This window comes from Kitasatospora sp. NPDC056184, from assembly GCF_042268405.1.
Taxonomy (GTDB): Bacteria; Actinomycetota; Actinomycetes; order Streptomycetales; family Streptomycetaceae; genus Kitasatospora.
In genome coordinates this window covers 1-22096 of the sequence record NZ_JBHJUI010000009.1, presented here as the reverse complement: position 1 = coordinate 22096, position 22096 = coordinate 1, and the positions used below count along the sequence as shown (strand labels likewise).

The 22096-nt window shown below is 75.1% G+C and carries 19 protein-coding genes; 11 read left to right on the top strand and 8 right to left on the bottom strand.

What is annotated here, in order from left to right:
• Nucleotides 1-21: 21 nt before the first annotated feature.
• From ACFC0B_RS19115 to ACFC0B_RS19105, 3 genes are all read right to left on the bottom strand, one after another.
• Nucleotides 22-1236 carry an acetyl-CoA C-acetyltransferase gene (locus ACFC0B_RS19115; RefSeq protein WP_376086991.1) on the bottom strand — a complete coding sequence of 405 codons (1215 nt, stop codon included), beginning with the start codon at nucleotides 1234-1236 and terminating at the stop codon, nucleotides 22-24.
• A gap of 84 nt (nucleotides 1237-1320) precedes the next feature.
• On the bottom strand, nucleotides 1321-2463 hold the full coding sequence (locus ACFC0B_RS19110; protein WP_376086990.1) for an acyl-CoA dehydrogenase family protein: 1143 nt from the start codon (nucleotides 2461-2463) through the stop codon (nucleotides 1321-1323).
• Between the two features lie 27 nt (nucleotides 2464-2490).
• Nucleotides 2491-3681, bottom strand: coding sequence for a CaiB/BaiF CoA transferase family protein (locus tag ACFC0B_RS19105; RefSeq protein ID WP_376086989.1), 1191 nt, complete (start codon nucleotides 3679-3681; stop codon nucleotides 2491-2493).
• 235 nt (nucleotides 3682-3916) lie between these two features.
• On the opposite strand from ACFC0B_RS19105, the gene ACFC0B_RS19100 reads away from it, so the two are divergent.
• The 6 genes from ACFC0B_RS19100 (at nucleotide 3917) to ACFC0B_RS19075 (ending at nucleotide 10819) form a co-directional block, all read left to right on the top strand.
• Nucleotides 3917-4387, top strand: coding sequence for a hypothetical protein (locus tag ACFC0B_RS19100; protein ID WP_376086988.1), 471 nt, complete (start codon nucleotides 3917-3919; stop codon nucleotides 4385-4387).
• 19 nt (nucleotides 4388-4406) lie between these two features.
• Nucleotides 4407-6548 (top strand): DUF6571 family protein, encoded by a 2142-nt coding sequence (locus ACFC0B_RS19095; protein WP_376086987.1) that lies wholly within the window; start codon nucleotides 4407-4409, stop codon nucleotides 6546-6548.
• A 29-nt stretch (nucleotides 6549-6577) separates the two neighbouring features.
• Entirely contained in the window at nucleotides 6578-7618 is a 1041-nt protein-coding gene (locus tag ACFC0B_RS19090; RefSeq protein WP_376086986.1) for a hypothetical protein, read from the top strand.
• Between the two features lie 113 nt (nucleotides 7619-7731).
• Nucleotides 7732-8811, top strand: coding sequence for a hypothetical protein (locus ACFC0B_RS19085; RefSeq protein WP_376086985.1), 1080 nt, complete (start codon nucleotides 7732-7734; stop codon nucleotides 8809-8811).
• Entirely contained in the window at nucleotides 8808-10106 is a 1299-nt protein-coding gene (locus ACFC0B_RS19080; protein ID WP_376086984.1) for a sensor histidine kinase, read from the top strand. The genes ACFC0B_RS19085 and ACFC0B_RS19080 overlap by 4 nt, the downstream gene beginning before the upstream one ends.
• Entirely contained in the window at nucleotides 10103-10819 is a 717-nt protein-coding gene (locus ACFC0B_RS19075; protein ID WP_376086983.1) for a response regulator, read from the top strand. The genes ACFC0B_RS19080 and ACFC0B_RS19075 overlap by 4 nt, the downstream gene beginning before the upstream one ends.
• Nucleotides 10820-10894: 75 nt before the next feature.
• Here ACFC0B_RS19075 and ACFC0B_RS19070 read toward each other — a convergent pair whose 3' ends face one another.
• Together ACFC0B_RS19070 and ACFC0B_RS19065 are read right to left on the bottom strand one after the other, a co-directional pair.
• Nucleotides 10895-11266: a toxin Doc gene (locus ACFC0B_RS19070; protein ID WP_376087433.1), complete on the bottom strand. Its 372-nt coding sequence runs from the start codon at nucleotides 11264-11266 to the stop codon at nucleotides 10895-10897.
• Nucleotides 11267-11296: 30 nt separating this feature from the next.
• Nucleotides 11297-11509, bottom strand: coding sequence for a hypothetical protein (locus ACFC0B_RS19065; protein WP_344322900.1), 213 nt, complete (start codon nucleotides 11507-11509; stop codon nucleotides 11297-11299).
• Between the two features lie 236 nt (nucleotides 11510-11745).
• On the opposite strand from ACFC0B_RS19065, the gene ACFC0B_RS19060 reads away from it, so the two are divergent.
• Complete coding sequence (locus tag ACFC0B_RS19060; RefSeq protein ID WP_376086982.1) at nucleotides 11746-13206, top strand: S41 family peptidase; 1461 nt, start codon at nucleotides 11746-11748, stop codon at nucleotides 13204-13206.
• A 33-nt stretch (nucleotides 13207-13239) separates the two neighbouring features.
• Here ACFC0B_RS19060 and ACFC0B_RS19055 read toward each other — a convergent pair whose 3' ends face one another.
• Complete coding sequence (locus ACFC0B_RS19055; protein ID WP_376086981.1) at nucleotides 13240-14847, bottom strand: ABC-F family ATP-binding cassette domain-containing protein; 1608 nt, start codon at nucleotides 14845-14847, stop codon at nucleotides 13240-13242.
• A gap of 445 nt (nucleotides 14848-15292) precedes the next feature.
• On the opposite strand from ACFC0B_RS19055, the gene ACFC0B_RS19050 reads away from it, so the two are divergent.
• From ACFC0B_RS19050 to ACFC0B_RS19040, 3 genes are all read left to right on the top strand, one after another.
• A complete protein-coding gene (locus ACFC0B_RS19050; RefSeq protein WP_376086980.1) occupies nucleotides 15293-16930 on the top strand; it encodes an ABC-F family ATP-binding cassette domain-containing protein in 1638 nt (545 codons plus the stop codon).
• A gap of 78 nt (nucleotides 16931-17008) precedes the next feature.
• Nucleotides 17009-17698, top strand: a complete 690-nt coding sequence (locus tag ACFC0B_RS19045; RefSeq protein WP_376086979.1) for a nitroreductase family protein — start codon at nucleotides 17009-17011, stop codon at nucleotides 17696-17698.
• Nucleotides 17699-17772: 74 nt separating this feature from the next.
• Entirely contained in the window at nucleotides 17773-18438 is a 666-nt protein-coding gene (locus ACFC0B_RS19040) for a GNAT family N-acetyltransferase (RefSeq protein WP_376086978.1), read from the top strand.
• 11 nt (nucleotides 18439-18449) lie between these two features.
• Here ACFC0B_RS19040 and ACFC0B_RS19035 read toward each other — a convergent pair whose 3' ends face one another.
• The gene (locus ACFC0B_RS19035; protein ID WP_376086977.1) at nucleotides 18450-19406 is read right to left on the bottom strand and encodes an aldo/keto reductase; all 957 of its coding nucleotides are present in this window, start codon (nucleotides 19404-19406) and stop codon (nucleotides 18450-18452) included.
• A gap of 82 nt (nucleotides 19407-19488) precedes the next feature.
• Nucleotides 19489-20154: a GDSL-type esterase/lipase family protein gene (locus ACFC0B_RS19030; protein WP_376086976.1), complete on the bottom strand. Its 666-nt coding sequence runs from the start codon at nucleotides 20152-20154 to the stop codon at nucleotides 19489-19491.
• Nucleotides 20155-20444: 290 nt separating this feature from the next.
• On the opposite strand from ACFC0B_RS19030, the gene ACFC0B_RS19025 reads away from it, so the two are divergent.
• A complete protein-coding gene (locus ACFC0B_RS19025) occupies nucleotides 20445-21971 on the top strand; it encodes a carbohydrate binding domain-containing protein (protein WP_376086975.1) in 1527 nt (508 codons plus the stop codon).
• Nucleotides 21972-22096: the final 125 nt, after the last annotated feature.

Sequence of the window (22096 nt, the reverse complement as noted above, 5' to 3'; positions counted from 1 at the left end):
AGGTGGGGAGGAGGACGGGGGTCAGACGCGCTCGACGACGGTGGCGATGCCCATGCCGCCGCCCACGCAGAGGGTGGCCAGGCCGTAGCGCAGGTCGCGCCGCTCCAACTCGTCGACGAGGGTGCCGATCAGCATCGCGCCGGTGGCGCCCAGCGGGTGGCCGAGGGCGATGGCGCCGCCGTTGACGTTCACCTGCTCCGGGGAGAAGCCCATCTCGCGGATGAAGCGCAGGGCGACGGCGGCGAAGGCCTCGTTGATCTCCACCAGGTCGATGTCGGCGGCGGTCAGCCCGGCCTTGGCGAGCGCCTTGCGGGTGGCGGGCGCGGGGCCGGTGAGCATGATGGTCGGCTCGGAGCCGGAGACGGCGGCGGAGACGATCCGGGCGCGCGGCCGCAGCCCGTAGCGCTCGCCGATCTCCCGGTTGCCGATGGCGACCAGGGCGGCGCCGTCGACGATGCCGGAGGAGTTCCCGGCGTGGTGGACGTGGTCGATGGCCTCCACCCAGTGGTACTTCTGCAGGGCGACGGCGTCGAAGCCGCCCGCCTCGCCGATGGCGGCGAAGGACGGCTTCAGCGCGGCCAGCGTCCCGACGGTGGTGCCGGGGCGGATGAACTCGTCGCGGTCCAGCACCACCAGGCCGCTGCGGTCGCGGACCGGCACGACCGAGCGGTCGAACAGGCCGTCGGCCTGGGCCTTGGCCGCGCGGGCCTGGGACTCCGCGGCGAAGGCGTCGACGTCGGTGCGGGAGAAGCCCTCGATGGTGGCGATGAGGTCGGCGCCGATGCCCTGCGGCACGAAGTCGGTCTCGTAGGCCGTCATCGGGTCGGCGAACCAGGCGCCGCCGTCGGAGGCCATCTTCACCCGGGACATCGACTCGACGCCGCCGGCCAGGATGAGGTCCTCCCAGCCGGAGCGGACCTTGGCGGCGGCCAGGTTGACGGCCTCCAGGCCGGAGGCGCAGAAGCGGTTCTCCTGGACGCCGGCGACGGTGTCGGGCAGTCCGGCGGCGATGGCGGCGATCCGGGCGATGTCGGAGCCCTGGTCGCCGACCGGGCTGACCACGCCGAGCACGATGTCGTCGATCGCCGCCGGGTCCAGCCCGGGGAAGCGGCGGCGGAGTTCGTGGATCAGGCCGACGACCAGGTCGATCGGCTTGGTGCCGTGCAGGGAGCCGGTGGCCTTGCCCCGGCCGCGCGGGGTGCGGATCGCGTCGTAGACGTACGCTTCGGTGGTCACGGTGGGGAGCCTTTCGGGGCGGGAGGGTCGGACGCCGGGGAGCGGGCGCCGGCGGACCGCTGCCGCGGCGCCGGACGCCGGAGGTCAGTCGAGGAGGGAGCGGCCCACGATCTCCTTCATGATCTCGGTGGTGCCGCCGTAGATGGTCTGGATGCGGCCGTCGGTGAACGCCCTGGCCACCGGGTACTCGGCCATGTAGCCGTAGCCGCCGTGGAGTTGGAGGCAGCGGTCGGCGGTGCGCTTCTGCAGTTCGGTGGCCCACCACTTGGCCATCGAGGCGTCCGCCGGGGTGAGCGCGCAGCGGTTGTGCTCGGTGATGCAGCGGTCCACGAAGGCCCGGGTGACGGCGCACTCGGTGGCCAGTTCGGCGATCTCGAAGCGGACGTGCTGGAGCTTGGCCAGCGGCCGGCCGAACGCCTCGCGCTGCTTGACGTAGGCGGTGGTGATCTCGACCAGGTGCTCGGCGCCGGCGATCGCGGCGGCGGCGATGGTGAGCCGCTCCTGGGCGAGGTTGCGCATCAGGTACAGGAAGCCCTGGTTCGGCTCGCCGAGCAGGTTCTCCTTGGGGACGCGGACGTCCTGGAAGAACAACTCGGCGGTGTCCTGGGCCTTCTGGCCGATCTTGTCGAGGTTGCGGCCGCGCTCGAAGCCGGGCATGCCGCGCTCGACGACCAGCAGGCTCAGGCCGTGCGCGCCGCCCTCGGGGGTGGTGCGGGCGACCACGACCACCAGGTCGGCGAGGATGCCGTTGGAGATGAAGGTCTTGGCGCCGTTGAGCAGGAAGTGGTCGCCGCGGTCCACCGCCCCGGTGCGGATGCCCTGGAGGTCGGAGCCGGTGCCGGGCTCGGTCATCGCGATGGCGGTGATCAGCTCGCCGGCGCAGAAGCCGGGCAGCCAGCGGCGCTTCTGCTCCTCGGTGGCGAGCGAGGTGAGGTAAGGGCCGATGATGTCGTTGTGCAGGCCGAGCGCCAGGCCGGAGGCGCCGGCCCGGGCGAACTCCTCGGCCAGTACGGCGGCGTAGCGGAAGTCCGCGGTGCCCCCGCCGCCGTACTCCTCGGGGACGGCGAGGCCGAGCAGGCCCTGCCGGCCGGCGGCCGTCCAGGCCTCGCGGTCGACGATGCCGGCCTTCTCCCAGCGGTCGTAGTGCGGCAGCACCTCCTTGGCGAGGTAGGCCCGGACGGTGGTCCGGAAGTCCTCGTGCTCGTCGGCGAAGAGGTCGCGTTGCACGGCAATCTCCTTGGCGGGGTGGGCGGTTCAGGCGGTCGGGGGCGCGGTGAGCCCGGGCACGCCCCAGTCGGCGGCGACCGCGGCGGTGTCGGCGCCCGGCCGGGCCGGCGGGCGGCGCAGCGCGCCGGGGGTGGCGGAGAACCGCGGGGCGGGGGCGGGCTGGGTGACGCCGTCCACCTCGACGTACGTCGCCCGGCTCGCCAGGTGCGGGTGGGTGTGTGCCTGACGCATCGTCAGCACCGGCTCCACGCAGGCGTCGGAGCCCGCGAAGACGGCCTCCCAGTCGGCGCGGGGGCGGCCGGCGAAGCGTTCGGCGATCCGGGCGCGCAGTTCGGGCCAGCGGGCGGTCTCCCACTGGCCGGGCGCGTCCGGGCCGAGTTCCAGCAGCCGGGCGAACTCGGCGTAGAACCGCGGCTCCAGGGCGCCCACCGCGAGGTGGCCGCCGTCGGCGGCCGGGTAGACGGCGTAGAACGGCGCGCCGCCGTCCAGCAGGTTGACCCCGCGCCGGTCCTGCCACTGCCCGCCGGCCAGCAGGCCCTGGAGGACGGCGGTGAGGTGGGCGGCGCCGTCGACGATGGCCGCGTCGACGACCTGCCCGGCGCCGGTGGCGCGGGCGTGGTGGAGGGCCGCGAGCAGGCCGACGACCAGGTAGAGCGAGCCGCCGGCGTAGTCGCCGAGCAGGTTGGCGGGCAGCGCGGGCGGCCCGTCGGCGACGTCCGCGGCCGGCCCCTCGGTGGCGGCCGCGGCCGGCGGCGCGACCAGGCCGAGCGCGCCCGAGACCGCCGTGTACCCGATGTCGTGCCCGGCCCGGGCGGCCAGCGGTCCGTGCTGGCCCCAGCCGGTCATCCGCCCGTACACCAGCGCGGGGTTGCGGGCCAGGCAGGCCTCGGGGCCGACGCCGAGGCGCTCGGCGACGCCCGGCCGGTAGCCCTCGATCAGCAGGTCGGCGCGGGCGGCCAGGTCGAGCACCAGGCCCGGCCCGTCGGGGGACTTCAGGTCGACGACCACCGAGCGCTTGTTGCGGCCCGCGACGTCGTACGGCGGGTCGATGCCGAGGGGCGAGGGCTCGGGCCGGTCGACCCGGACGACATCGGCGCCGAGGTCGCCCAGCAGCATCGCGGCGAACGGCCCGGGGCCGATTCCGGCGAGTTCGACCACGCGGACGCCGGACAGCGGTCCGCCGCGCCCGCCCCCGCCGTTGTCACGTTCGGGCGCCACTGCCCCTCCGGGGATCGACGAAGTCTGACAGTAAAGCTGTCACACTCGCGATGATAGGGAAGCGACCGTTCAGTAACAAGACCTTCCGGCCTCCGCGCGGGCGCCGCCGACGCGCACCGCGCGACCGCGGCCGCGGAGGGTGGGTCGGTACACGTCCGACCCTCCCGGTACCGTCGTCCCCGGCGGGGGGCTGCTGACCTCCCGTCGGATCCGCAGGAAGGAAGAGCAGCCGCACATGGTCTACCCAGGGTTCACCACCGGGCCGGTCGCGCCCAGCACGTCCCCGTTCGCCAGTCCCACGCCCCGGCCGACCCCGGCCCCCGGCGCGGGCACACCCGCCGCCGCACCGGGACCGGTGCCGTCCCCCTCCCCCGGCGTGAACCCGTCCGGCACCACCACCCGGCTCGATCGCCCCTACGAGCTCAACGCCTCGGCCGGCATCGCCCGCCAGATCGCCGCGGACCTCGACAAGGCCAACGGCAAGGGCGGCAACAACCTCGCCGAGCACGCCTCCACCGCCGCCGGGAGGATCCGCGGCTTCGCCTTCGGCGGCGCGCTCACCGGCTCCACCGAGCGCTGGCTCCAGCAGTGCAAGACCCTGCACGACAAGCTGACCGGCACCGCCGACAACCTGGACGCCACCCAGCGCGCCTACCAGTCCAACGAGACGTCCACCGCCGGCCGGTTCGCCCGGCCCGGCCGCTGAGCGGAGAGGAGCAACCCCCATGGTGTCCTTCAAGGAACTCCACGAAGCCGACTTCGCCGGCGTCACCGAGACCGCCGAGGCCTGGACCGCGATGGCCACGGCCCTCGACGGGCTCGACTCGCGCGTCGCCCGCGACCTCACCGGCACCCCGCAGCGGGCCGGCTGGGAGGGGCCCGCCGCCATCCAGGCGGGCGCCACCCTCAAGGGCGTCGACACCGACGTCACCCAGGCCGCCGCGGTCGCCAAGGCGCTCGCCGCGATCATCCGCGACGCGGCCGCCGACTTCACCGCCGCCCGCAAGGACCTCGACACCGCGATCCACGACGCCGAGACCCAGACCCTGACCGTCGGCGGGGACGGCGAGGTCCGCTGGCCGCCGATGCCCGGCTCGCGCAACGACCCGGACGCCGGCCCGGCCGTCAAGAAGTACGACGAGGAGATGAAGGCCAAGGCCGAGGCGATATCCGCCCGGCTCACCAAGGCCGTCCAGCAGGCCACCGCCGCCGACCAGCGCGCCGCCGTCGCCCTGCAGACCGACATCGGCACCAGCACCACCGCCTTCAACGCCAAGCCCTACGGCGGCGGCGACACGGCCGACGCCCGGCGCGCCGCCGACCTGCTCGCCAAGGGCGGCAGCCTCTCCGACACCGAGCTCCAGCGGCTGCAGAACCTGATGGCCTCCGGCTCCGGCTCCAAGGAGTTCTCCACCGGCCTGCTCAACAGCCTCAACGCCGGGGGCCACGGCGGCCCCGAGGCCCTGCTCGACTACGCCAAGGTCTACGGCGACCTCGCCCGGGGCGACCGCAACGCCCAGCAGTACCAGGACCTGTACGGCAACCTCGGGCAGGTGCTCGCCACCGCCACCAAGGACGGCGGGATGGGCGGGGCCTGGGAGGACGACCTGCTCAGGGCCGCCCGCAAGCCTGGCGGCTCGGCCGCCGGGTACAACGAGAACTACCGGACGCTCACCGAGCTGATGGGCGCCAAGGGCGACTTCGACAAGCCGTTCCTGACGAAGGTCGGCAACGACCTGGTCGACTACGAGCGCGGCAGCAAGCTCAAGGGCGAGGAGCTCTGGGGCCCCGACTACTCCGCCGTCACCGGCCGCCAGGGCGACCCGATGCGCGGCCTGATGAAGGCGATGAGCCACCACCCGGAGGCGTCCAAGGAGTTCCTCGACCCCGGCGCCAACAAGAACCTCGACTACCTGCTCAAGGACCGCAAGTGGCCCAACCAGGGCTACGAGCACCAGCAGACCGACACCCTCGCCCGGGACACCTCGCGCGGCGCCTTCGGCGACGCCCTCCAGGCCGCCACCACCGGCCGCGACCCGCACGGCGACCAGCCGCCGGCCCGCCCGCACGACCCGGCGATGGCCCGGATCATGTCCGAGACCGTCACCCACTTCGGCGGTGACAAGGCCGGCCACGAGAACGAACTGCCCGCCGCGCTGCGCCGTCCGCTCGGCGAGATGATCGCCGACTACGCCCCGGACACCTACGAGATCCTCGGCAAGGAGACCGGCGGCACCTCGGAGACCAGCGGGCTCACCGTCGGCCGGGAGCAGATGCTGCGCACCATCCGCGGTGTCGCCGAGGATCCCGAGGCGTTCAAGCTCGTCCACTACGCGGAGAGCCAGGAGGTCGCCCGGCGGCTGAACGAGTACCCGGCCGAGGCCTTCCAGCCGGACCAGACCGGGCGGCCGAACCACCGGATCGAGGGGTTCACCCGGGAGGCCGGCGAGGTGATGGGCACGCTCAGCGGCGTCCGCACCGACGTCATCGCCGACCACCGGGACGACGCGATCTTCCGCAACAACTGGAACGCCAAGATGGACTACCACGTGCTCGGCGGTCCGGTCACCCCGGTTCCGGTGGTCGGCGACGCGATCCAGCGGCTGGTCGACGTCGGCACCTCCGCCTACGCCAACAACCTCAACAACGACGAGAGCCTGAAGGCCACCGAGCAGATCTCGGACACCTTCCGGGCCGGCGACGAGCAGCTCAAGGCGATGATCCGGGAGCGCGCCCTGGCCGCCGGCATCCCGAAGGGGGAGGTCAACGCCACCGGCGGAGTCACCGCCACGCTGCTGGCCGACGTCAACGCGAGCTACCAGACCGGCGTCGACGACGCGTACCGCCGGGCCCTCGGGCGGAGCTGATGAACGGACCGACGGAGGAACACCGGCCCGTGGGCGAGCGGGTCGACGCGGCGCTGAGCAAGCGCGGGTACACCACCCGGGCGCTGCGGCTGCGCGCGGCCGGGGTGCTGCTGGCCCTCACGGCCGGGGTGTCCGGGGTGCTGCTGTTCAGGCTCACCAACGTCCTCGGGCCGGACAGCGTCTGCGGGGGCGCGGCGAGCGCCGACGCCGTGCACGCCGCGCTGGGGCCGGGGCGGATCAGCGAGGAGAAGTCCCCCGGCTACGTCCCGACCGCTGTCGACCCGCGGCAGCACTGCCGTGCCAAGGTGAGCTTCGGCCTGTTCGGGGACACCGGGCAGAGCGTCTCGTTCGGGCTCTCCGTGAGCCGGAGCGTCGGCGCCGAATCCCGCCCGGGGGCAAGGCTCTTCACCGAGGACGGCGCGGTGGGTTCGGTGACCCCGGGTGGCGCGTGGGCACTGCTCCCGGAGGGCTGTCCCACCGGTCTGATGGCCTCGGTCGGCACCGGCCACGACGGGGAGGACGGCGACCACGCGGAAGGAATCGCCCGGCTCGTCGTCGAGTTCGCCGGCCTCGCCGCGAAGGACCGCAACTGCGGCGGCACACCGCCCGCGCCGAAGACGCTCTCCCCGGCGGGCGCCGAGCAGCCGGTCGACTGGAACAACCTCTGCGGCCTGCCCGGCATGGCCGTCACCAGGGCACCCGACGCGGACCACGACGACCGGTACCGCCAGCAGGCCACCACGGCCTTCTCCCCGGTCTGGTCCTGCGAGGTGACCGACAGGCCCACCGGGAGACCGGTGGAGTCGTTCGTCGTCATCACCGAGCCTCGGGTCGTCGACCTCGCGGCGGAAGCGGCGCGCTCCACGGCGTTCGGCCGGAGCAGGTGGTCGGGGGACTCGAACGAGGACGTGGTGACCACCTGCCGGGGCCGGACGACCTACTTCCACTACGAACAGCACCCGGCACCGGCCCTCAGGAGCCGGGACCTGCTGCCCGACACCGAGGCCGTCTGGACGCAGTTCCTCACCGCCGCCGGCAAGGCGATCGGCTGCGAGCCGATCGTCCCCTAGCCGCCCCCTCCTCCCCGGGGACCGCCGCCTCCCCCTCGGATCCCCCCGGCGGGGGAGGCGGATCGGTTTGCCGCAGGACGTCCGGGCGGGCGGGTGCGCGGGAGCGTGGGGGCATGACCTCGACGCTCCCGCTCTCCGCGACAGCCCCGGCCGCCGCTCCGCCCGCCGCCCCACCCGTCGGCCGGGTGCGGACCGCCGCCGCCTGGACGGCCGTCGCCGCGACCGTGCCCTACCTCACCCTCAAGCTGCTCTGGCTCACCGGCCACCCGGTCGGGGCCGGTGACGCCGACGCCATGGACGACCTGTGGCTGCTCAACCTGCTCACCTTCGGCATGGACGCCGTCGCCGTCGCCCTGGCCCTGGCGTTCGTCCGGCCGTGGGGGCGGCGCGCGCCCGCCGGGCTGCTGGCCTTCCCGATGTGGGTCGCGACCGGCCTGCTCGGCACCATCCTGGTCGCCCTGCCGCTCTTCCTGCTGTCCGCCCTGGTGCTCGGTCCGGAGGCCGCGAAGGCGGGCGCCGACGACGGGCCCAGCGGCTGGGTGTTCACCCTGGTGTACGGCGGATTCGCCGTCCAAGGGGTGGCCCTGATCGCCGGCTTCCTGCTGTACGCGCGGGAGCGCTGGGCCGGGTTGCTGCGCCGCGACCGGATCGGCGACCTGCCGCACTCCCCCACGCTGACCACCCAGCGGGCCTTCGCCTGCGTCGCCGCGCTGCTCGCCGCCGGGGTCGCGGCGGCCCGGCTGTACTGGGCGTTCGGCGGCTCGGCCGGGCTGCCGGTGGTGTGGCAGGAGCAGCGCGGCCGGAGCGTGGCCATCATGGACGCGGTGACGGCCGTGATGGCGGTGGCCGCGGTGGCGGCGCTGCTGGTGCTGGTCTTCCGGCGCCGCCCGGAGTGGCGGCTGCGCGGGCCGCTGGCGGTGGTGTGGACGGCGGCCGGGTCGGTGTTCGCCTGGGGCGCCTGGCAGTTGGTGGCCCTCGGGACGTCCGTCACGGCCTCCGCCGACCCGCGCGAGGCCGTGCCGGGGCTGCTCCCGCTGGTCGAGTCGGTGCAGGTGGTGACCGGGCTGCTGGTGCTGGCGGTGGGCGCGGTCGCGCTGGTCGAGCGGGCGGCGGCGGGCGCCGTCCCGGACACCGCGTGGTCCGCGGCAACGGTCTCCCGCACCGCGAGGGCTGACGTAGAGTCGGCGAAGTGATCACGGGGGCGGGTCGGGGGCGGGACGGGCGCGGCGTCGCGCTGCGGCGGGCGGCGGGTGCGCTGCTCGGCCGGCGGGCCCGGCTGCGCTGGGTGCACCTGGTGCTCGGCGGCGCGCTGCTGATGCCGTACTGGATGCTGTCGACGGTCGCCCTGGGCGCGCTGGACCCGCGCAAGGGCTCGCTGATGCAGGTCCTGCTCTACTTCGCCGCGCTCGCCGCCTCGCTCCCGATGGCCGCCGTCACCGCCCTGGTCCCGACCGTCCGGGCCCTGGAGGGCGCGGCGGCCCTGGCGCTGTGCACGCCCCGGCGGGCAGCGGAGGTGGTCACCGGGCCGGCCCGGTCCTGGGCGGCCCGGCGGCGGACGGCGGCGTGGTTCGTGCTGCACCTGCTGTTCGGCGGCGTCGTCAGCGGGATGACGCTGGCCGGGGCACCGTTCGCCGTGGTGCTGATCCTCCGGCCGACCGGCTTCGAGGAGGCGGTGCGGTTCTGGGAGGCCCGGGGCGTGCCCGGCTGGCTGCCCGGGCCGCTGCTGGGCGGCGCGCTGCTCGCGCTGATCGTCGGCACCAGCGCCGGACTCGGCGCGCTGCTGGCGCGGTGGGCGCCCGTGCTGCTCGGCCCGACCCCGGACGAGCGGCTGGCCACCGCCGAGCGGCGGGCCGCCGTGCTCGCCCAGCGCAACCGGCTGGCCCGGGAGCTGCACGACTCGGTCGGCCACGCGCTGAGCGCCGTCGGCATCCAGGCCTCGGCCGCCGCCCGGGTGCTGCGCGCCGACCCGGAGTTCGCGGCGGAGGCGCTGGCCGCCATCGAGGAGACCGCGCGGGGCGCCGTCGCCGAGCTGGACGCGGTGCTGGGGCTGCTCCGCGAGGAGGACGGCGACGCGGCCGGGCCGGCCGGACCGACCCTCGCCGGGCTGGACGACCTGCTGCGGCAGCTGGCCCGTACCGGGCTGGCGGTGGACGCCGAGCTGGCTCCCGGGCTGGACCGGCTGCCGGCCGCGTTCTCCCGCGAGGCCTACCGGATCGTCCAGGAGGGCCTGACCAATGTGCTGCGGCACGCCGGACCGGCCGGACCCGCGCCCGCCCGGCTGCGGGTCGCCCCGGCCGGCGGGCGGCTGGAGATCGAACTGACCAATCCGCTCGGCCGGTGGCGGCCCAGCCGGCCCGGCGGCGGGCGCGGGCTGCGCGGGATCGGCGAGCGCGCGGCGGCGCTGCGCGGCGGCTGCGAGGCCGGGCCGGTGGACGACGGAACGACGTGGCGGCTGGCCGTCTGGCTGCCGGTGGGAGGAGAGCGGTGAACGACGACGGGTACGTCGCGGGGGGTTCGGGGGCCACGGCCGGCGGGCCGGTCCGGGTGGTGATCGCCGACGACGAGCGACTGGTGCGCACCGGCCTGCGGGTGGTGATCGACGCCGAGCCGGACCTCACCGTGGTCGGCGAGGCGGCCGACGGCGCCGAGGTGGTGCCGCTGGTGCGGGCGCTGCGACCGGACGTGGTGCTGATGGACGTCCGGATGCCGGGGATCGACGGCATCCGGGCCACCGAGCAGCTGGTCGCCGGGATGGCCGAGCCGCCCCGGATCCTGGTGGTCACCACCTTCGAGCACGACGACCACGTCTACGACGCGCTGCGGGCGGGGGCGGCCGGGTTCCTGCTGAAGCGGGCGCGGGCCGAGGAGATGGTGCAGGCCGTGCGGCTGATCGCGCGCGGCGACTCGCTGCTGTTCCCGGCGGCCGTCCGCGACCTGGCCCTGCGGTACGCGGCTCCGGCCGCGCGGGTCTCCCGTCCGGCGCCCGACCGCGGCCCGATCGGGCGGCTCACCGGGCGGGAGGGGGAGGTGCTGCGGCTGATGGCGGCCGGGCTCAGCAACGGGGAGATCGCCGCGAAGCTCGTCCTCAGCCAGGAGACGGTCAAGACGCACGTGGGCGGCGTGCTGGCCAAGCTGGGGGCGCGGGACCGCACCCAGGCGGTGATCGCGGCGTACGAGTCGGGGTTCGTGCTGCCGGGCTGAGCGGGGTGCGCGGGGCACGGGTCCGCGGGGATCCCGCGGTCGGCGCCACCCTGTGCGTCCCGGGCCCGACGGTCCTCAGATCCGCCAGGAGCGGATCCGGTCGGCCGCCGCGAACACGTCCGCCCGCCCCGCGGCGATGTCCCGGGCCAGCTCCACCAGCGCCCCGTACGGCGGGTCGACGCCCTCCCCGGCCGCGTGCATGTACGCCGCCGTCGTCATGCAGGCGTACAGGTTGTTGCGCGCCGGGAGCGGCCGCAGCAGCACGATGGTGTGCATCAGGGCGGCCGCGCACCAGGCCGGGTCGGCGTCGTGGCCGAGCTGCGCGGTGTTCACCCGGTGCCGGGCGACGGCCGCCTGCAGCGCCGAGTAGTCCCGCACGCCGAGGTCCTCCGGCGAGGCCGACTCCTGGACGTCGAGCAGCCAGCGCAGATCGACCCGCAGCAGCATCATCGCGGCACCCTCGTCGCTCACGCCCGCTCAGGCGGCGGGCGCGTCCTCCGGGAACTCCCGGTCGAACTCCTCGCGGTGCGCGTTCCAGAACGCCACCGCGTGGGAGACGAACACCCGGCGCTGCTGCTCCCGCACACTCAGGTCGTGCACATAGGCCTTGACGCTCTTGCCGTCGGCGGCGGCCGCCTCGCGGATGGCGGCGAGTTCGTGCTCCGTGTACTCGATGTTGAGAGCTGGCATGGCGCCGATGGTACTGGAGCGTACGGGAGTTGGACACCGAGCCGACGTCCCCGAGATCGCTCCGGGCGGGTGTACGCCGCCGGTCGGAGCCGGACCCCGCCGACGTACCTCCCCGGTCGGGGTGCGGACCGCTCCGCAGGCTGACGTCCGGCGGCCCGACCGGTCCGTACCGTCGACCCGTGGGCGGCGGAGGGGTTCCGCGGGGGAGGCCCGGACCGGAAACGGCAGGGAACGGCATGGGTATCGGACACCGGAGGTCGGTGGCCAGGGCGGCGGGGATCGCGGCGGTCGCGCTCGCGGTCACGGCCGGGACGATCGGCGCGGCGGGCGCCGCACCGGGCGGGGACGGCGCCGCGCGGCCGGGGGCCAACCGGCTGGAGGGCGTCTGGCAGGCGGACGGGTACGGCACGATCGTCGAGGTCCACGGGACCGCCTTCACCACCTACGACGTGACCCGGATCAGCTGCACTCCGGGCTTCCTGAGCGGCACGCAGGTCGGCGCGCCCGGCGGCGGCGGCGCCGTCCGGTACGGCCGGCCCGGCAAGGGCTTCGGAGAGCTGACCGTCACGCCCCGGGGGCGTGACCGGGCCGTGTACAAGGAGGACAGCTCCGTCGGGACCAAGAACCTCTCCCGGCTGCCCGGCGGACTGCCCGCGCGGTGCACGCGGCCGGCGCCGCAGGACGCGCTCGCGGTCTTCGACCGGTTCTGGGCGACCTTCGAGGAGAACTACCCGTTCTTCGCCGCCAAGGGCATCGACTGGCGGGCCCGGGGTGCGCAGGCCCGGGCGACCATCACCCCGCAGACCGGCACCACCGCACTCGCGGAGATCATCAAGGGCCTGCTGGAGCCGCTCGGCGACGCGCACACCTTCCTGGGGCGCAAGGCGGCCGACGGCGGCTACGACCTCGTCTTCGGCGGTCTGCGCCCGGGCACCGAGGAGCCCACCGACCAGGTGCGGGAGCAGGCCGGGCGAGCGGTCGCCGCCCAGCTCATCGCCCCCGAGCAGCCCTTCGGCCGCGGCCGGCTGGGCGTCGGCGAACTGCCCGGCGGTATCGGCTACCTGCGGGTCAGCGGCTTCGACGAGTACGTCGACGACGGCTCGTACCAGCAGCAGGCGGCCGAGCTGGACAAGGCGCTGGACCTCGTCCTGGCGCACCCCGGGCGGCTGAACGGGCTGGTGATCGACCTGCGGCTGAACGGCGGCGGCTCGGACGAGCTGGGGCTGCGGATCGCCTCCCGGCTCACCGACCGGCCGTACCAGGCCTACCGCAAGGTGGCCCGCAACGACCCGGCCGACCCCACCGCCTTCACCCGGCCCCAGCCGGTCACCGTCCGCCCCGCCGCCGGGGCGACCCGCTACACCGGGCCGGTCGCCCTGCTCACCGCGGGCTCGACGGTGAGCGCGGGCGAGACCTTCACCCAGGCGATGGCGGGCCGCGGCCCGCAGGTCACCCGGATCGGCGAGAACACCCAGGGCGTGTTCTCCGACGTCATGCTCAAGCCGCTCTCCGACGACCTGCTCGTCGGCCTGCCGAACGAGAAGTTCCTCACCCGCGACGGCAGCACCTTCGACGGACCGGGCATCCCGCCGGACGTCCGCACCCCGGTCTTCACCGCGGAGGAGCTGGCCGGCCTGAAGGACTCCGCGCTGACCGAGGCCCGGCGCCTGCTCGCCGCCGGGTCCGGCCACCGCTGACCGCCGGGTCGGACCGCCCCGCCGGATCCACCGCTACATCGGGTCCACCGCCCTCAGCCCGCCGTCCAGCTCCAGCCAGCGGGTCACGCCCAGGCCGCGCAGGAACGGCAGGTCGTGGCTGGCGACGATCAGCGCGCCCCGGTAGGCGGCGAGCGCCTGGGTGAGCTGGCGGACGCTGGCCAGGTCGAGGTTGTTGGTCGGCTCGTCGAGCAGCAGCAGCTGCGGCGGCGGGTCGGCCAGCAGCAGCGCGGCCAGCGTGGCGCGGAACCGCTCGCCGCCGGAGAGCGTGCCGGCGGGCTGGTCGGCCCGCCCGCCGCGGAACAGGAACCGGGCCAGCCGGGCCCGGACCGCGTTGTCCCCCGCGCCCGGCGCGAACAGCTTGACGTTGCCCACGACGGTCAGCCCGTCGTCGAGCAGGTCGAGCCGCTGCGGGAGGTGGCGCAGCGGCACCGGGGTGACCACCTCGCCCGCCACCGGGGCGAGTTCGCCGGCGATGGTGCGCAGCAGGGTGGACTTGCCCGCGCCGTTGCGGCCGACCAGGGCGATCCGCTCCGGCCCGCGCAGGTCGAGGTCGGCGGTGATGCCGCACGCCAGCCGGACCTTGTCCAGGGTGAGCACGGTGCGCCCGGCCGGCACGGCGGTGCGGGGCAGGTCGATCCGGATCTCGGCGTCGTCCCGGACGGCCTCCTCGGCGGCGGTCAGCTTGCGCCGGGCCTCCTCCAGGCGCTCGGTGTGCATGCCCTGGAGCCGGCCGGCGGTCTCCTGGCCCTGGCGTTTGAGCTTCCCGGCGAAGATGTGCGGGTCGTTGCGGGTGACCGAGCGCTTCCTGCCGTAGCTGGCGCTGCGCTCCAGCCGCATCCGGGCCTCGGCGAGGTCCCGCTTCTGGCGGTGGACGTCGGCCTCGGCGTTGCGCAGCAGCCGTTCGGCGGTCTCCTGCTGGGCGGCGACGGTGCGCTCGTACTCGGCGAAGTTTCCGCCGTACCAGGTGACCTGGCCGTCCCTCAGTTCGGCGATCTGGTCGACGTGCTGGAGCAGCTCGCGGTCGTGGCTGACGATCACCATCACGCCGCCCCAGCCGGCCACCGTCTCGTAGAGCCGCTGCCGGGCGGAGCGGTCGAGGTTGTTGGTCGGCTCGTCGAGCAGCAGGACGTCGGGGCGGCGCAGCAGCAGGGTGGCCAGCCGCAGCAGGACGGCCTCGCCGCCGGAGAGTTCGCCGGTGGTGCGGTCGAGGTCGAGCCGGTGCAGGCCGAGCCGGTCGAGCAGGGCGCGGGCGCGCTCCTCGACGTCCCAGTCCTCGCCGACCGCGTCGAAGTGGCGCTGGTCGGTGGAGCCGGTCTCGATGGCGTGCAGGGCCTCGCGGGCGGCCCGGACGCCGAGCGCCTCGTCGACCCGCAGGCCGGTGTCCAGGGTGAGGCCCTGCGGCAGGTAGCCGATCTCGCCGGCCGCCCTGACGGCGCCGGAGGCGGGGGTGAGCTCGCCCGCCAGCAGGCGCAGCAGGGTGGACTTGCCCGCGCCGTTGAGGCCGATCAGCCCGGTGCGGCCGGGGCCGACCGCGAGGTGGAAGCCGTCGAGGACGGGCCTGCCGTCCGGCCACTCGAAGGAGAGGTCGGTGCAGAGGAGCGAAGTGGTGGGTTGTGCCATGGAAAGCCTCCCGAAGGTCGCCGACGTGGTCGTGGAGCAACACGGGGAGACACCGCGGTGCGGGCGGGGGACCGGGAGGGGAGGGCCGGGGTCGTCGAAGCGACGGGGGACGCCGGGCCGGCTCACCACTGAGGTCGGGCACGCGCACACTCACGGACCGCGGGCAGCGAACTGGTCGGCAACAAGGCTGGCGACATGGCTGCGGCGCGGCGGGGGCGGTGTCTCGGGACCTCAGTAGATCAAGGGCCTACTCCTGTTCTGGCGGGTGGCAGGCATCACGCTACGGAGGCCCCCCGGAGGCGTGCAACCGGTTTTTCCGGCGCCGATCGCGTGCCGATCCGGCGACGTCCGGGGCCGGCCCGGCCCGCCCGTCGCGGGCGGCGGCACCCTCGTGTGCCGCCGCCCCCGGCGGCGTCCGTGTCCGCCCGCCTAGAATCGGGGCATCATGAGCGCCACACTCGTCGTCAAGGACCTCGCCGCCGGCCACGGCGAGCGCACCCTCTTCTCCGGCCTGGACCTGGTCGTCGCCCCCGGCGACGTGATCGGCCTGGTCGGCGTCAACGGAGCCGGGAAGTCCACCCTGCTGCGCCTGCTGGCCGGCCTGGACGCCCCGGAGGGCGGTTCGGTCCGGCTCAGCCCGGCCACCGCCAACGTCGGCCACCTCCCGCAGGAGCCGGAGCGCCGCCCGGAGGAGTCGGTCCGCGACTTCCTGGCCCGCCGCACCGGGGTGGCCGCCGCGCAGGCCGCGCTGGACGAGGCCACCCAGGGCCTGGTGGACGGCGTGCCCGGCGCCGACGACGCCTACGCCGTCAACCTGGACCGCTGGCTGGACCTCGGCGGCGCCGACCTGGAGGAACGGGCCGAGGAGGTCGCCGACTCGCTCGGCCTCAAGGTCTCCCTGGACCTGCCGATGACGGCGCTGTCCGGCGGCCAGGCGGCCCGGGCCGGCCTGGCCTCGCTGCTGCTCTCCCGCTACGACGTCTTCCTGCTGGACGAACCCACCAACGACCTCGACCTGGACGGCCTGGAGCGACTGGAGGCCTTCGTCAAGGGCCTGCGCGCGGGCACCGTGGTGATCAGCCACGACCGCGAGTTCCTGGCCCGCACCGTCACCAAGGTGCTGGAGCTGGACCTGCACCAGGGGCAGGTCAACGTCTACGGCGGCGGCTACGAGGCGTACCTGGAGGAGCGCGCCACCGCCCGCCGGCACGCCCGCGAGGACTACGAGGAGTACGCCGACACCAAGGCCGGCCTGGAGGCCCGGGCCCGGATGCAGCGCGGCTGGATGGAGAACGGCGTGCGCAACGCGCGCCGCAAGTCCAGTGACAACGACAAGATCGGGCGCGCGATGCGCACCGAGTCCACCGAGAAGCAGGCCGCCAAGGCCCGCCAGACGCAGCGGATGATCGAGCGCCTCGACGTGGTCGAGGAGCCGCGCAAGGAGTGGGAGCTGCGGATGGAGATCGCCACCGCGCCGCGCTCCGGCGCCGTGGTCGCCACCCTGCGCGGGGCCACCGCCCGGCGCGGCGGCTTCACGCTCGGCCCGGTGGACCTGCAGATCGACTGGGCGGACCGGGTGGCGATCACCGGCGCCAACGGCGCGGGCAAGTCCACCCTGCTGGCCGCCCTGCTGGGCCGGCTCGACCTCGACGAGGGCAGCGCCGTCCTGGGCTCCGGCGTGGTGGTCGGCGAGGTGGACCAGGCCCGCGGGCTGTTCCTCGGCGGGGAGCCCCTGCTGGAGGCGTTCGCGGCCGCCGTCCCGGAGTTCGCGCCGGAGGAGGTGCGCACCCTGCTGGCCAAGTTCGGCCTGAAGGCGGCGCACGTGCTGCGCCCGGCGGGCACCCTCTCCCCCGGCGAGCGGACCAGGGCGGCGCTGGCGCTGCTCCAGGCCCGCGGGGTGAACCTGCTGGTGCTGGACGAGCCCACCAACCACCTGGACCTGCCCGCGATCGAGCAGTTGGAGTCGGCGCTGGCCTCGTACACCGGCACGCTGCTGCTGGTCACCCACGACCGGCGGATGCTGGACACGGTCGCGGTGAACCGCCGGATCGAGGTCGGCGGCGGCACGGTCCGCGAGCTGTAGCCGGGGACGGGGCCGCGGGCCGGGAGAGGAGGTCCAGACCTCTTCCCCGGCCCGCCGTCATGTGCTGTGCTGTCGCCCATGGTTGACAGCACAGCGCTCGACAGCGCGGTGGCGGACGCGTCCTACCCGACCGTCCCGCTCACCCCCATGACCGTGCCCGCCCACGAGGCCGAGGCCCGCGGCAAGGCCTTCCACGACCTGATGGACCGGCGCCGGACCGTCCGCGACTACGCGACCCGCCCGATCCCGGACGGCGTCGTCGAATGGGCGGTCCGCACCGCCAACACCGCGCCGAGCGGCGCGCACGTCCAGCCCTGGCGGTTCGTGGTGATCACCGACCCGGAGCGCAAGCGCCGGCTGCGGGAGGCCGCCGAGGCCGAGGAACGCGAGTTCTACGCGCACCGGGCCTCCGAGGAGTGGCTGGCCGCACTGGCGCCGATCGGCACCGACTGGCACAAGCCGTTCCTGGAGGACGCGCCGGCCGTGATCGTCGTCTTCGAGGTGCACAAGGGCCCCAGCTCGCCCCGCCCGTACTACACCAAGGAGTCGGTGGGCATCGCGGTCGGCCTGCTGCTGGCCTCGCTGCACCAGGCGGGACTGGCCACGCTCACCCACACGCCGAGTCCGATGAAGTTCCTCAACGAGGTGTGCGAACGGCCGCAGGAGGAACGGGCCGCCTACGTCATCCCGGTGGGCTACCCCGCCGAGGGGGCGCGCGTGCCGGACCTGCGGCGCAAGGAGCTCGACGAGGTGCTCGTCCGGCTCTGACGCGCCCCCGGACGGTCCCGGCGCGCGGCGGCGGCCGGTGGTGACAGGTACAGGACGCCGACATAATCGCTGTCATGAATCACGTCATGCCGCCGCCGCGCGGGGACGCGCCCGCACCCGGCGCACCCGCGCCGGTGTCCGGTCCGGGTCCGGCCGCGCCGGGCCCGGGCGCCTCCGCCCCCGGCCGGCCGCCCGAACTGCTGCGGCCGGCCGGGGGGATCACCCTGCGGCGGCGCTCCCCGGCCCAGGCGCCCGCGCTCAACGCCGCCGTCCGGGCCAACCTGGACCACCTGCGCCCCTGGCTGGAGTGGGCCGCCGAGGCGCCCACCCGCGCCCGGACCGCCGAGCTCACCGCGGCCGGCGTCGCCGCCTGGGACGCCGGCACCGACTTCATCTACCTGGCCGGCCTGGACGCCGAACCGGGCCGGGTGATCGGCTCGTTCGGCCTGCACGCCCGGATCGGCCCGGGCGCGCTGGAGATCGGCTACTGGGTGAGCGCCGAGCACGCGCGCCGCGGCATCGCCACCGCCGCCGCCCGGTCCGTCGCCGCGGCGGCGCTCGCCCTGCCCGGGATCCGCCGGGTCGAGATCCACTGCGACCCGGCCAACACCGCCAGCGGCGCGGTGGCCCGCCGGCTCGGCTTCCGGCTCGACCGGGTGGTCGACGCGCCGGTGCGGGCACCGGGCGAGACCGGGCGCAAGCAGATCTGGATCCAGGAAGGCCCGGCGCCCCTTCCGTAGGGCGTGTCCGCTCAGTACCGCTCGCCCGCCGCCGCCGGCAGCGCGTCCAGCTCGGCGAGGTCCGCCGGCGAGAGCACCAGGTCGGCCGCCGCCGCGTTCTCCTCCAGGTACTTCGGCGTCCTGGTCCCCGGGATCGGCAGCACGTACCGCCCCTGCGCCAGCACCCAGGCGAGCGCCACCTGCGCGGGCGTCGCGCCGTGCCGCGCCGCGACCACCCGCACCCGCTCCACCAGGGCCAGGTTGGCCTTCAGCGCCTCCTGCTGGAAGCGCGGCAGCGCGCGGCGGAAGTCGTCCGCCGGCAGCTCGTCGAAGGACGCGATGCCGCCGGTCAGGAAGCCGCGGCCGAGCGGGGAGAACGGCAGGAACGCGATCCCCTGCTCCTCGGTGTACGGCAGCACCTCGGCGAGCGAGTCCCGGGTCCAGAGCGACAGCTCGTTCTGCACCGAGGCCACCGGGTGGACGGCCTGCGCGCGCTCGATCTCCGCCACGTCCACCTCGGAGAGCCCGATCCGCCGCGCCTTGCCGGCCGCGACCGCCTCGGCGAGCGCGCCCCAGGACTCCTCGACCGGCACCTCGGGGTCGATCCGGTGCAGCTGGTACAGGTCGACGTGGTCGGTGCCGAGCCGGCGCAGGCTGTCGTCGATCGACTTCCGGATGTGCTCGGGGCGGCCGTTGCGCAGCACCCGCTCCTCGGCGTTGCCCGGCACCAGGCCCACCTTGGTGGCCAGCACCGCGCGCTCCCGGTACGGCCCGGCCAGCGCGGCGCCGACCACCTCCTCGTTGCTGTACGGCCCGTAGATGTCGGAGGTGTCGATCAGCGTGACGCCGAGGTCCAGCGCCTGCCGGATCACCCGCACCGAGTTGTCGTCGTCGCGGTTGTGGACGTCGTAGGCCCAGGTCATCCCCATGCAGCCGAGTCCGACGACCCCGACCTCCGGACCCTCGCTGCCGAGCGTGGCGTTGCGCATGACGGTACTCCTCACTGGTGGCGGCCCCGTGGTGCCGACCGCGGTCGGTTCAACGGGACCAGCCTCCCCCTTGGAGTGCGCTCTAGGTCAAGCCGGTTCCCACCGCCGAGTGATCCTCCGTCAGCCACGCCCGCAGTCCGCCCCGCAGCACCAGGTCCGCGAGCCGCCGGTACCCGGCCGCGCCCGGGTGCGCGCCGTCCCCGGCCAGGGCCTCCGCCGCCCACTCCCGGTCCGCCGCCAGCTCCCGGGTCACGCCCACGAACGGCACCCCGCGCCCGGCGCAGATCCCGGCGATCCCGTCGGCCAGCGCCAGCAGCCGCTCCAGGTGCTCCGCCCCCGCGCCGACCACCGGCGGCGGGCCCACCACCAGCGGCGCGAGGCCCCGCTCGCGCGCCCCGTCCAGCAGCGCGGCCACGTTGGCCAGGCACGCCTCCGGCGCGACCCGCGGGCGGCCGCCCTCCTCCACCGCGTCGTTGCTGCCCACCGACAGCACCAGCCGGTTGTCCGCGCCCGGCAGCGCCCGCACCGCCGTCTCGCCCCAGCAGCGGGCCAGCACGTCCGCCGAGGTGTTCCTCCGCACGCCCAGGTTGAACACCGTCACCCGGTCCGGCCCCGCCGCGAGCTCGGCCCAGCAGTCCGCCGCCACCCGGCCCACCCAGCCGCGGAACTCCGGGTCCCCGATCCCCTGGGTGAACGAGTCGCCGACGAAGGTGATCCGCAGGTCCCTGCCGCCGCTGTCCTTGGTCATGGCGGAACCCTAGCCACTGCCCGGAACCCGCCGCCCGCCCGGCACACCTGCCCCGCGGCCGACCGGGCCGTCGTCACGGGTTCCCGCGGAACCTTAAGGTCCGCGTAAGCCTTGCCACGACGCGCCTTTGATGCACCGGAGGTTCTTGACGTGCCCAGGTGGTCTAGTCCAGGTTGATGCTCAGCACGGCGCACCTCCCCCACCGGACCACCCCTCCACCGCCGCCCGCCCCGCGCCTCCTCCCCCCGCGCGAGGCGGGCGGCGGCCCCCTGTTCCCGAGAGGCACCCCCATGCCACGCGCGCCCCACGACGACACCGCCGCCCGGCACCGGCGCCCCGCCCTCCGCACCAAGCTGCTCGGCCTCACCACCGCCGTCGTCCTGGCCGGCGGCGGCCTCGCCACGATCGCCGGGAACGCCGGCGCCGCGGACGGCAACCTGCTGGGCGACCCCGGGTTCGAGAGCGGATCGCTGAGCGCCTGGAGCTGCTCCGGGGCGACCGGCAGCGTGGTCGGCTCCGGTGCGCGCAGCGGCTCGTACGCACTGCGCGGCGAGGTCTCCGGCGCCGACACGGCGCAGTGCGGCCAGAGCGTCGCGGTGAAGCCCAACACCACCTACACGCTCAGCGCCTGGGTCCAGGGCCCGTACGTGTACCTCGGCGCGACCGGCAGCGGTGTCACCGACCCGGCCGTCTGGACGCCCGGCGGCTCCGGCTGGCAGCAGCTCACCGCGACCTTCACCACCGGCGCGGCCACCACCAGCGTCAACGTCTACCTGCACGGCTGGTACGGCCAGGGCGCCTACCTCGCCGACGACGTCGCGCTCACCGGCCCCGGCGGGGGCCCGGGCACGCCGCCGCCCACCACCCCGCCCACCACGCCCCCGCCGACCACCACCGCGCCGCCGACCGGCGGGCCGACCACCCCGGCGCCGAACGTCGCCCTCCCGGTGGCCCCGTACATCGACATGGGCGCCTGGCCCACCCCCTCGATGCCAGCGATGGCGAAGTCCGGCAACCTCAAGTCCTTCACCATGGGCTTCGTCACCGCCGTCGGCTGCAAGGCGAGCTGGTTCAACGCCCACGACCCGCGCACCGGTTGGGCCAAGGACCAGATCGACGCGCTGCGCGCGGCCGGCGGCGACGTCAAGCTCTCCTTCGGCGGCGCCAGCGGCACCGAGCTCGCCGCCGCCTGCACCGGCGTCGACTCCCTGTTCGCCGAGTACGACGCCGTGGTGAACGCCTACAACCTGCGCTACGTCGACTTCGACATCGAGGGCGCCGCGATCGCCGACACCGTCGCCAACGAGCGCCGCTCCGCCGCCCTCGCCAAGCTGCAGAAGGCCCACCCCGGCCTGAAGGTCTCCTTCACCCTGCCGGTCCTGCCCGAGGGCCTGACCGGCGAGGGCGTCGCCATCGTCCGCTCCGCCCGGGACGCGGGCGTGGACGTCGACGTCGTCAACGTCATGGCGATGGACTACTACCGCGCCGGCACCGACTACGGCGACGCCGCCGTCCAGGCCGCGCAGTCGCTGTACGGCCAGCTCAAGGCGCTGTACCCGGCCAAGGACGACGCCCGGCTGTGGGCCATGGTCGGGGTCACCCCGATGCTCGGCGAGAACGACGATCACCAGATCTACAACCAGGCCGACGCCCAGCAGCTGGTCGCCTTCGCCCGGCAGCACCACCTCGGCACGCTGGCCTTCTGGGACGCCACCCGGGACGCCAACGCCTGCACCGGCGGCGGCCTCTTCAAGTGCACCAACATCCCGCAGCAGCCGTACGAGTTCGCGAAGATCTTCGCCCAGTACACCGGCTGAGCCCGCTCCGCGCCCGGCGCCGGGGGCCCCCCCCCCCGGGCCCCCCGCGCCCCCCCGAATAGGGGCCCCGGTGGCCCGGGGTAGACTAAAAAGCAGGCCCCGCCCCCCCGGGGGGGGCTGTTAAA

Bases quoted from the DNA above. Each gene is read 5' to 3' on its own strand.
- ACFC0B_RS19095 (WP_376086987.1), top strand. From the start codon at position 4,407: ATGGTGTCCTTCAAGGAACTCCACGAAGCCGACTTCGCCGGCGTCACC.
- ACFC0B_RS19065 (WP_344322900.1), bottom strand. From the start codon at position 11,509: ATGCCAGCTCTCAACATCGAGTACACGGAGCACGAACTCGCCGCCATC.
- ACFC0B_RS19025 (WP_376086975.1), top strand. From the start codon at position 20,445: ATGCCACGCGCGCCCCACGACGACACCGCCGCCCGGCACCGGCGCCCC.
- ACFC0B_RS19055 (WP_376086981.1), bottom strand. From the start codon at position 14,847: ATGGCACAACCCACCACTTCGCTCCTCTGCACCGACCTCTCCTTCGAG.
- ACFC0B_RS19030 (WP_376086976.1), bottom strand. From the start codon at position 20,154: ATGACCAAGGACAGCGGCGGCAGGGACCTGCGGATCACCTTCGTCGGC.
- ACFC0B_RS19060 (WP_376086982.1), top strand. From the start codon at position 11,746: ATGGGTATCGGACACCGGAGGTCGGTGGCCAGGGCGGCGGGGATCGCG.
- ACFC0B_RS19070 (WP_376087433.1), bottom strand. From the start codon at position 11,266: ATGCTGCTGCGGGTCGATCTGCGCTGGCTGCTCGACGTCCAGGAGTCG.
- ACFC0B_RS19045 (WP_376086979.1), top strand. From the start codon at position 17,009: ATGGTTGACAGCACAGCGCTCGACAGCGCGGTGGCGGACGCGTCCTAC.
- ACFC0B_RS19100 (WP_376086988.1), top strand. From the start codon at position 3,917: ATGGTCTACCCAGGGTTCACCACCGGGCCGGTCGCGCCCAGCACGTCC.
- ACFC0B_RS19050 (WP_376086980.1), top strand. From the start codon at position 15,293: ATGAGCGCCACACTCGTCGTCAAGGACCTCGCCGCCGGCCACGGCGAG.
- ACFC0B_RS19085 (WP_376086985.1), top strand. From the start codon at position 7,732: ATGACCTCGACGCTCCCGCTCTCCGCGACAGCCCCGGCCGCCGCTCCG.
- ACFC0B_RS19035 (WP_376086977.1), bottom strand. From the start codon at position 19,406: ATGCGCAACGCCACGCTCGGCAGCGAGGGTCCGGAGGTCGGGGTCGTC.
- ACFC0B_RS19040 (WP_376086978.1), top strand. From the start codon at position 17,773: ATGAATCACGTCATGCCGCCGCCGCGCGGGGACGCGCCCGCACCCGGC.